This is a genomic window from Microvirga roseola (genome assembly GCF_020866965.1).
GTDB lineage: Bacteria > Pseudomonadota > Alphaproteobacteria > Rhizobiales > Beijerinckiaceae > Microvirga > Microvirga roseola.
In genome coordinates, this window is record NZ_JAJATX010000011.1 from 98994 (window position 1) to 107543 (window position 8550).

The 8550-nt window shown below is 65.6% G+C and carries 8 protein-coding genes; 4 read left to right on the plus strand and 4 right to left on the minus strand.

Going from position 1 to position 8550, the window contains the following annotated elements; genetic code table 11:
- Positions 1–14: 14 nt before the first annotated feature.
- Entirely contained in the window at positions 15–2087 is a 2073-nt protein-coding gene (locus LG661_RS09685; protein ID WP_230531674.1) for a hypothetical protein, read from the plus strand.
- Here LG661_RS09685 and LG661_RS09690 read toward each other — a convergent pair whose 3' ends face one another.
- Together LG661_RS09690 and LG661_RS09695 are read right to left on the minus strand one after the other, a co-directional pair.
- Complete coding sequence (locus tag LG661_RS09690) at positions 2088–2597, minus strand: GNAT family N-acetyltransferase (RefSeq protein ID WP_230531675.1); 510 nt, start codon at positions 2595–2597, stop codon at positions 2088–2090.
- Between the two features lie 151 nt (positions 2598–2748).
- Positions 2749–3231, minus strand: coding sequence for an NUDIX domain-containing protein (locus tag LG661_RS09695; RefSeq protein ID WP_230531676.1), 483 nt, complete (start codon positions 3229–3231; stop codon positions 2749–2751).
- A 484-nt stretch (positions 3232–3715) separates the two neighbouring features.
- On the opposite strand from LG661_RS09695, the gene LG661_RS09700 reads away from it, so the two are divergent.
- Positions 3716–4618: a metallophosphoesterase family protein gene (locus LG661_RS09700; protein ID WP_230531683.1), complete on the plus strand. Its 903-nt coding sequence runs from the start codon at positions 3716–3718 to the stop codon at positions 4616–4618.
- Positions 4619–4626: 8 nt separating this feature from the next.
- Positions 4627–5106: a YbaK/EbsC family protein gene (locus LG661_RS09705; RefSeq protein ID WP_230531677.1), complete on the plus strand. Its 480-nt coding sequence runs from the start codon at positions 4627–4629 to the stop codon at positions 5104–5106.
- 7 nt (positions 5107–5113) lie between these two features.
- Here the strand turns inward: LG661_RS09705 and LG661_RS09710 are convergent, their stop codons facing one another.
- On the minus strand, positions 5114–6037 hold the full coding sequence (locus LG661_RS09710) for a sugar kinase (RefSeq protein ID WP_230531678.1): 924 nt from the start codon (positions 6035–6037) through the stop codon (positions 5114–5116).
- On the minus strand, positions 6034–7503 hold the full coding sequence (locus tag LG661_RS09715) for an FAD-binding oxidoreductase (RefSeq protein WP_230531679.1): 1470 nt from the start codon (positions 7501–7503) through the stop codon (positions 6034–6036). Before LG661_RS09715 ends, LG661_RS09710 begins: the two co-directional genes overlap by 4 nt.
- A gap of 137 nt (positions 7504–7640) precedes the next feature.
- Here LG661_RS09715 and LG661_RS09720 point away from each other — a divergent pair, with 137 nt between their 5' ends.
- Positions 7641–8339 (plus strand): fumarylacetoacetate hydrolase family protein, encoded by a 699-nt coding sequence (locus tag LG661_RS09720; protein ID WP_230531680.1) that lies wholly within the window; start codon positions 7641–7643, stop codon positions 8337–8339.
- The last annotated feature ends 211 nt before the right edge of the window (positions 8340–8550 follow it).

Genomic DNA, 8550 nt, shown 5'->3' on the forward strand with positions numbered 1-8550 from the left:
GCAAGGAGACGCCTTTGCTCTCGATCAGCTTCTCCCCTCTCGTCCCGGTCTATGCCCTCTGGGCCCTGGGCGCCGTCACGGCGCTCCTGGTTGTCGTCGCATTCCTCTCGCGGGGTCCCATCACCATTCTCAGGGCTGTGGCCCTCGGCCTCGTCCTGCTGGCTTTGGCCAACCCCGCCTTCGTGCAGGAGGACCGCGAGAAGGTAAAGGACATCGTGGCGGTGGTCGTCGACCGCTCGTCCTCCCAGAGCTTGGGCGACCGTTCCGCCATGACGGATCAGGTCAGAGCCGAGCTGGAGCGTCGCTTCGGGTCCGTGGCCGATGTCGAGCCTCGCTTCATCAAAGCGCAGGACGGCGGTGGCGATGACGGAACGCGTCTCTTCTCGGCCCTCTCCAATGGACTCGCCGACGTGCCGCCGGATCGGCTTGCCGGCGTCATTCTCGTCACCGACGGCGTGGTCCACGACATCCCTTCCTCCGTTGAGGGCCTCGGCTTCAGGGCGCCGCTCCACGCCCTGATCACGGGCCGCCCAGACGAGCGGGACCGGCAGATCAAACTTCTCGAAGCACCCCGCTTCGGTATCGTCGGCAAGGACCAGACCATCCGTGCCCAGGTCATGGAGCGCGGCGGCACTGGCTCGGCCCTCGTCACCGTGCGCCGGGACGGCGAGCTTCTGACGCGCCAGCAGGTGCGGGCCGATACGCCGTTCTCCATCGACGTTCGCATCGAGCATGGCGGACAGAACGTGGTCGAACTCGAAGTGGAAGGCCTGCCCGACGAGCTGACCCGGATCAACAACCGCGCGGTCATTCCCATCGAAGGCATCAGGGAGAAGCTGCGCGTCCTGCTCGTTTCCGGCGAGCCTCATGCGGGCGAGCGCACCTGGCGCAACCTGCTGAAGTCCGACGCCAACGTGGATCTCGTCCACTTCACGATTCTGCGTCCGCCGGAGAAGCAGGACGGGACCCCGATCAACGAATTGTCGCTGATCGCCTTTCCCACGCGGGAGCTGTTCCAGCAGAAGATCAACGAGTTCGACCTGATCATCTTCGACCGCTACGCGAACCAGAGCATTCTGCCCTCGAGCTATTTCGAGAACATCGTGAACTACGTGCGCGAAGGCGGCGCGGTTCTCGTTGCAGCAGGCCCCGAATTCGCGAGCTATGGCAGCCTCGCCCAGACGCGCCTGTCGCCGATCATTCCCGGCACGCCCACCGGGCGCATCATCGAGGAGCCCTATAAGGCGAACATCACCAACACGGGCGAGCGCCATCCGGTGACGCGCGACCTTCCGGGCTCGGAATCCCAGCCGCCCGCCTGGGGCGAGTGGCTGCGCATCATCGACTCGCAGGTGCAGTCGGGCTCGACCCTTATGTCAGGTGCCAACGAACTGCCGCTGCTCGTCCTGCGGAGGGAAGAGAAGGGGCGCGTCGCGCTCCTGCTCTCCGACCATGCCTGGCTCTGGGCACGAGGCTATCAGGATGGCGGCCCGCATCTCGACTTGCTGCGTCGCCTCGCCCATTGGCTGATGAAGGAGCCCGCCCTCGAAGAGGAGGCCCTGCGCGCCGCCGCATCCGGCCGCGACATCAGCATCGTGCGGCAGACCATGAGCGAAACCGCCGATCCTGTGACGCTCACCTCCCCGAGCGGCGGGGAGAGCAGCGTTCCGCTGACCGAGACCCGGCCCGGCCTGTTCACGGCCGAAGTCGCGAGCCGCGAACTCGGGCTGCACACGGTGAGATCGGGCGAGCTGATCGCCTTCGTCAGCGTCGGCCCGGCCAATCCGCGCGAACTCACGGACGTGTTCAGCAACACGGAAGCCCTTGCCCCCATCGCAGAGGCAACGGGAGGCTCCGTGCGCCGCGTCGCCATCGCAGGGGATCAGGGCATCACCGTGCCCCACATCCTCGCGGTGCATTCGGGATCCCGCTTCTCCGGCGGAGACTGGATCGGGATCAGGCCGTCCGACAGCGCCATCATTCGCGGCGTCTCTGTCTTCCCGCTGGCGCTGGGCTTCCTCGGCCTCGTGCTGCTCGTCGGCGCGACCCTCGTCGCCTGGGTGACGGAAGGCCGTCGCCGAACCTGATCAGCCGGCTTTCCTGAACGGAGACACGATGCCCTTGGCGCGGGCGAGCGCCCCCTCTTCCAGCTCCAGAGCCAGGAAGCGGGCAGGATTGACCGGCCCCGGCAGCTGGAGCTGCGGCGGCGGGATGCGCTTGAAACCGAAGCGGGAGTAATAGGGCTCGTCGCCGACCAGCAGCACAAGGGTATGGCCGTGTGCCTTCGCTGCATCGAGCGAGCGGTGCATCAGGGCGGCCCCGATACCGCGGCTCTCGAAGGCCGGCTCGACGGTGAGCGGACCGAGCATCAGGGCCGCCTCCTCCCCCGCCATGACCGGCGTGAGGCGGACCGAGCCGACGAGCAGCGTGCCGACCAGCGCCGTGAACGAGAGATCGGGGATATGGGGAACGCCCTCCCGCAGGCGGGAGGCGGTGCGGGCGAAGCGCCCCGGGCCGAAAGCGCGCTCGTGCAGGCGCTCGATGGCGTCGGCATCGGTGGGCTGCTCGGTGCGGATAATGAGAGAGAGTTCGGTCATGAACGGACTCTGGCTGTGACGACAATGGAGATGGGCTGCTGAATGGGTCAGCCGTGTCGTCGTCGCAGGATCCGAAGGGTGGCCATGAAACCTAGTATGTCCTTATGGTGCCTTGCGCATATCAGCGTCCGCGCCCCGGCGCAAACTCTTCTCACCAGTTCGCCGTCGGAGGTTCGCCTTCGAGAGCCTCCGCAAGGCGGCGGCGGGTGGCCTCGGTGGTGCCGTCGGGAAGCCGGTCAAGGGGAAAGAAGCCTGCCTCCGCGATCTCCCTGTCAGGCTGTTTGGCCTCCAGCACCGTGAAACGGCGGATGATATAGACCAGCACGTGATCGCGTCGCGAGATCCGGTTATTGAAGAAGACGCCTGCCAGCTCGGGAGTCCCGTCGAGTGCGATGCAGGCCTCCTCGCGCAGCTCCCGCGAGAGCGCCTCCAGGGCCGTCTCGCCGGTTTCCACTCCGCCCCCGGGCAGGTGCCAGCCCGAAATATAAGTGTGCCGGATGAGGAAGACGCGGTTCTCTGCATCCAGCACCACGCCACGCACGCCGAGCGTCAGCCCGCGGGAAAACCGCCAATAGGTATGGAGCCCCCGGCTGACGAGGCGGGAGAACAGAGATGGCGGTTTCAGGTCGGACATCGGCAGATGCGATCACAACAAGATTACAGAAACATGAACGGCGACATTCATCTACTGCATAGCTGATCCTTGATAATGGCGCGTGACCCGCATCAGACGAAGGTCTAGTACGGCGCCAACCAAAGGTGTTCCGATGTTTCTGTCGCTGATCCTGTCCCTGATCAACCGCTCGCCCCGCTTCTCGTGGTCCCCGGCCCTCAACCTCGAGGATCGCTCGATCTACTCGACCCTGATCCCCGGCGCGCAGTACTGATCGACCTATCCTGCAGTAGGAGGCCTGCCTGTGGGCAGGCGTGTCCCGTATGCCGCCGCGGCGCCGACAGGCCTCGCGGCGTTCGTTTTTGGGGACGGGAAGGGCCGAAACGTTGCGCGGGTTCGGCCCTGCGCTTGACGGAGTTGCGTGGCTCGGCGAACTCTCGCCGAGTCTTTTGAACGGAAAGCCGGTTTCGGCCTTTCCCTGAAAAGCCTCCAGTCGCGGGTTGCCATGTTCCGTATCGCCCACCTGACCGATCCCCATGTCGGACCGCTGCCGCGGCCCCGCCTGCGGCAGATGCTGAACAAGCGGCTGACCGGCTGGTACAATTGGCAGCGCAGTCGCCGGGCCATCCATAACATGGAGCTTTTGGCCGTCCTCGTCGCGGACATCCATGCCCAGAATCCCGACCACATCGCCTGCACGGGCGACACCTGCAATATCGGCCTGCGCAGCGAGTGGGCGACCTCGCGGGTCTTCCTGGAAGGGTTGGGCGATCCGAGCCTCGTCAGCTTCGTGCCGGGGAATCACGATGCATACGTGAACGGTGCACTCGAGGGCCTGCTCAGGGAAGTCGCCCCCTGGACGCGCAGCGACAACGGCAGCGAAGGCTCCTTTCCCTTTCTGCGCCGCTACGGGCCGATTGCGATCATCGGCCTGTCCTCGGCCATTCCCACCCTGCCCTTCGTAGCGAGCGGGCGCGTCGGCTCCAAGCAGATGAAGGCGGCAGAGGCCATTCTCAAGGAGCTGGGGCAGGACCCCTCCTGCTTCCGGGTCGTGCTCATTCACCATCCGCCTCATGTCGGCGGCGCTCCCTCGGGCCGCAACCTGACTGACGCCAAGCGTTTCGAGGCCATGATCGGCCGCGTCGGCGCGGAATTGATCCTGCACGGCCACAATCACGTGGGCTCGCTGCACAACCTCGACGGTCCGCGCGGGCCCATTCCGGTCGTCGGCGCACCATCCGCCTCCGCCAGCGGTGGGACGGTCACGCACACGGCGGGCTATCATCTCTTCGCCATCGGCAAGGACGAGACCGGCTTCACCCTCTCGGCCGAACTGCGGGGCCTGCGTCCCGACGGCAGCTTCGGCGGCATGGGCCTTCTCTCCCTCGGCCGCCTTCGCGATATGTAGGAGCTCCCATGGACACACCGCTTCCACCCAGCGCCCAGCGCGTACAGAACGCCGCCAGCGAACTCGGCCTCGACGTCGCAGTCCGGGAGATGCCGCAATCGACCCGCACGGCGGAGGAAGCGGCGGCGGCCTGCGGCTGCGAAGTGGGGCAGATCGTCAAGTCCCTCGTCTTCCAGGGGGCAGAGAGCGGCAAGCCCTACCTGCTGCTGGTGTCGGGGAGCAACCGGGTCGACCAGGAGAGCGTGGCGCAAAGCATCGGCGAGAAGCTCTCCCGTCCGGATGCCGCAAAGGTTCGGGCCTGGACGGGATATGCCATCGGCGGCATCCCGCCCCTCGGCCACGACATGCCGATCAAGACCTATATTGACCGGGACCTTCTGAAATACGGGCTGGTCTGGGCCGCAGCCGGAACACCCCAGGCCGTGTTTCCCGTCGACCCCAAAGCCTTGGCGAAGGCGATCGGTGCCATCGCGATTCCGGTCATCTGAGAGGCCCCTACGTCCTGAGGAATGCTTCCACCTGTGCGCGGTGGGGCATGGGGGCAACGGCACCCTGTCCGAGCGTCGAGAGGGCCGCCGCCGCATTGGCGTAGGCCGCCGCCCTGAACGGGTCCCCATGCACGAGCCATTCGGCAAGGAAGGCCCCGTCGAAGGTGTCCCCGGCCCCCGTCGCATCGACGGCCTGGACCGGGCGCGCGGGGATGACCTCAAGCCGCTCTTTCGTTGCCACCATCGTGCCATTCTTGCCCATGGTGAGCCCCACGACCGATGAGCCGTGGTTGAGATAGAACGCGCAGATATCCTCCGGCCGCTCCAGTCCCGTGAGCTGTCGCGCATCGTCGAGCCCGGGCAGGAGGATGTCGGAGAGCGCCGCTGCGCCATGGATGATGGCCCGGGCGCGGTCGAGCGGCCAGAGCCGCAGGCGCAGGTTCGTATCATAGCTGACGGAGGTGCCGTTCGCCTTCGCATGGCGAATCGCCGCGAAAACCGCGTCCGCGCAGGTCTCCGAGATCGCCTGGCTGATGCCGGAGGCGTGGAGCACGCGGGCGGATGCGATCTGGATCAGGGGCAGTTCATCATCGTTGATGAGGCTCGCGGCCGATCCCGCGCGGGCATAGGAGAAGACGTGCCCCTCCTCGCCATAGCTGATGAAGTAGGCCCCCGTGCGTCCGTCCTTGCGCAGAATGACCGAAGAGCGGTCGATCCCTTCCCGGTCCCACAGGTCCAGGAAATCCTGGCCGAAGACATCGCGGCCGATAGCTGTAAAAACGGCCACCTTGGCGCCCTGGCGCGCAGCGGCAACAGCCGTGTTGGAGACGTCCCCGCCGAACCCTGGCAGATAGAGGCGCTCGCCATTCCGCTGAACCTCGGCGAATTCCATCAGCGGTTCGCCGAAGGCGAGAAGGTCGATTGTCTTCATGGTTGTCCTGCTGTCGCTGGAAAGGTTGCGGGAGCATTCTCCCCGATCGAGACGACCTTGCCGGGATTGAGAATGTTTTGAGGATCGAGCGCCAGCTTGAGGCTCTGCATGAGTTCGATCGCCACCGGATCCTTGTAGAGCTTCAACTCGTCCCGTTTGATGAGGCCGATCCCGTGCTCGGCGGAAATGGAGCCGTTCATGTCATGCACGATGTCATGCACGATGCGGTTGAAGCGCTCCCACTGGGCGAGGAAGGCGGGCTTCTCCATGCCCACCGGCTGGGAGAGATTGAAATGGATGTTGCCGTCGCCGAAATGGCCGAAGGCACAGACGCGGACATCCGGCATGGCCGCCTCGCAGGCGCGGCTTGCAGTTTCAATGAACTCGGCCACACGGGAGACCGGCACGGCGACGTCGTGCTTGATCGAGCCGCCTTCGAGACGCTGCACTTCCGAGAGGCTTTCGCGCAGACCCCACAAGGCCTTGGACTGCGCCTCGCTCGTGCCCAGCACCGCATCCTCGACAAGGCCCTCTTCCAGAGCTTCGCCGAGAATCGTCCCCAGTGATCCCTGAAGATCGGCGTCTTTCTGCGACGAGGTCAGCTCGATCAACGCATAGGATGCATGGGTGCCGGAGAGCGGACGCACAGCGCCGGAGCTGTGCCTGAGAACGATCTCGAGCCCGAAATGCGGCATGTATTCGAATGCCGTGAGCTGATCGCCCGCAGCTTGGCGCAGCCGCTCGAAGAGATTGAGCGCATCGTGTGGCGAGGCGCAGCCGATGAAAGCCGTCAGGCGGGACAGCGGCTTCGGGGAAAGTTTCAGCACCGCTGCGGTGATGATGCCGAGCGTGCCCTCCGAGCCGACGAAAAGGTTTTTCAGGTCGTACCCCGTATTGTCCTTGCGCAGACCTTTTAGACCATTCCAGATCCGCCCATCGGCGAGCACGACCTCGAGACCGAGGGTCAGCTCGCGCATGTTGCCGTACCGCAGGACGGCAGTGCCGCCCGCATTCGTCGCAAGATTCCCGCCGATCCGGCAGGAACCCTCGGAAGCCAGCGACAGCGGGAAGAGATAGCCGGCCGCGTCAGCCGCGTCCTGCACGGATTTGAGGAGGCAGCCGGCCTCGACCGTAATCGTGGCGTTGACCGGGTCGACCTCGCGGATCCGGTCGAGACGCGCCAGCGACAGGACTACGCCGCCATAGGGAACGCCCCCGCCGACGAGCCCCGTATTGCCGCCCTGCGGTACGACGGGAATGCCTGCCCGTGCGCATTCCTGCAGGACGAATGCGACCTCGTCCCGATCGCGCGGACGCACGACCGCCAGGGCCTCCCCGCGATAGAGGCCCCGCGCCTCCGTGAGATGGTTTTCGATATCGCCGGCTTCGGTCAGGACAGAGGCGGCCCCGAGCCGTGCCGTCAGGTTCTCGATGAGGGCCGCACCGGCGGCCGTATGGATGGTCATGCGGGCTCCTGTTAAGGAAAGCTAGTCATTGCGCCTTGTGGTCGGGACTGCAAGATGGTGGAAAGAGAAAGACCGGTGAGCTTCCCCAGCTCCGCCGGGCCGATGTCACTCAGTCCACCGAATTTCCGCGAGCTCCCATGGCCACTGTCATTCCCGTCCCTCAAGCCTCCGCCCTGCCGGTTGCCGGCTCCGGTGACGTCTTTCCCGTGCGGCGCGTTTACTGCGTCGGGCGCAATTATGCGGCCCATGCGCGGGAGATGGGCGGCGACCCGACCCGGGAGCCCCCGTTCTTCTTCATGAAACCGGCGGATGCCCTCCAGGTCGTGCCGGAGGGCGGGACAGTCGATCACCCCTACCCGCCCAAGACCTCGAACTATCACTTCGAGATCGAGATGGTCGTGGCCCTGAGCCGCGGCGGGCGGGACATCCCGGTCGAGCAGGCCCTCGACCATGTCTTCGGCTATGCAGTGGGTCTCGACATGACGCGCCGCGACCTTCAGGACGAGGCCAAGCAGTTGCGCCGCCCTTGGGAACTCGGAAAGGCTGCGGACCATTCCGGCCCGGTCGGCCCGCTCTACCCGGCGTCCCGCATCGGTCATCCGGCAGGCGGGGCCATCTCGCTCTCCGTTGACGGCGCGGTACGCCAGCAGGCGGACCTGTCGGACATGATCTGGTCGGTGGCGGAGCAGATCGCCTATCTCTCCTCCTATTTCGAGCTCTTCCCGGGGGACGTCATCTTCTCCGGAACACCCGAGGGTGTGGGTGCGGTGAACCGGGGCCAGACCATGGCCGGCGCCATCGAAGGCCTGGGAGAGATCCGCCTGCGGGTTGTGTAAGTCCCTTCAACGGACTTGCCTTTTTCCCCGGATTGGCCGTTACTGCATCACGGCGCGGCCCTCCGGGGTCGCGGGAACGAAGGCTCAGGTTAAGCATGAGCCCCACAAGACAAGGGAACGATAATGCGTTTTGTTAAATCCGTCGGATTGGCTCTCATCGGCTCCGCCCTCGCGATGGGCGGTGCTGCGGCCCAGGAAAAGACGGTCAAGA

Excerpts from the sequence above, each read along its gene's own strand:
- LG661_RS09715 (WP_230531679.1), bottom strand. The coding sequence starts at position 7,503 with ATGACCATCCATACGGCCGCCGGTGCGGCCCTCATCGAGAACCTGACG.
- LG661_RS09705 (WP_230531677.1), top strand. The coding sequence starts at position 4,627 with ATGGACACACCGCTTCCACCCAGCGCCCAGCGCGTACAGAACGCCGCC.
- LG661_RS09700 (WP_230531683.1), top strand. The coding sequence starts at position 3,716 with ATGTTCCGTATCGCCCACCTGACCGATCCCCATGTCGGACCGCTGCCG.
- LG661_RS09695 (WP_230531676.1), bottom strand. The coding sequence starts at position 3,231 with ATGTCCGACCTGAAACCGCCATCTCTGTTCTCCCGCCTCGTCAGCCGG.
- LG661_RS09720 (WP_230531680.1), top strand. The coding sequence starts at position 7,641 with ATGGCCACTGTCATTCCCGTCCCTCAAGCCTCCGCCCTGCCGGTTGCC.
- LG661_RS09690 (WP_230531675.1), bottom strand. The coding sequence starts at position 2,597 with ATGACCGAACTCTCTCTCATTATCCGCACCGAGCAGCCCACCGATGCC.
- LG661_RS09710 (WP_230531678.1), bottom strand. The coding sequence starts at position 6,037 with ATGAAGACAATCGACCTTCTCGCCTTCGGCGAACCGCTGATGGAATTC.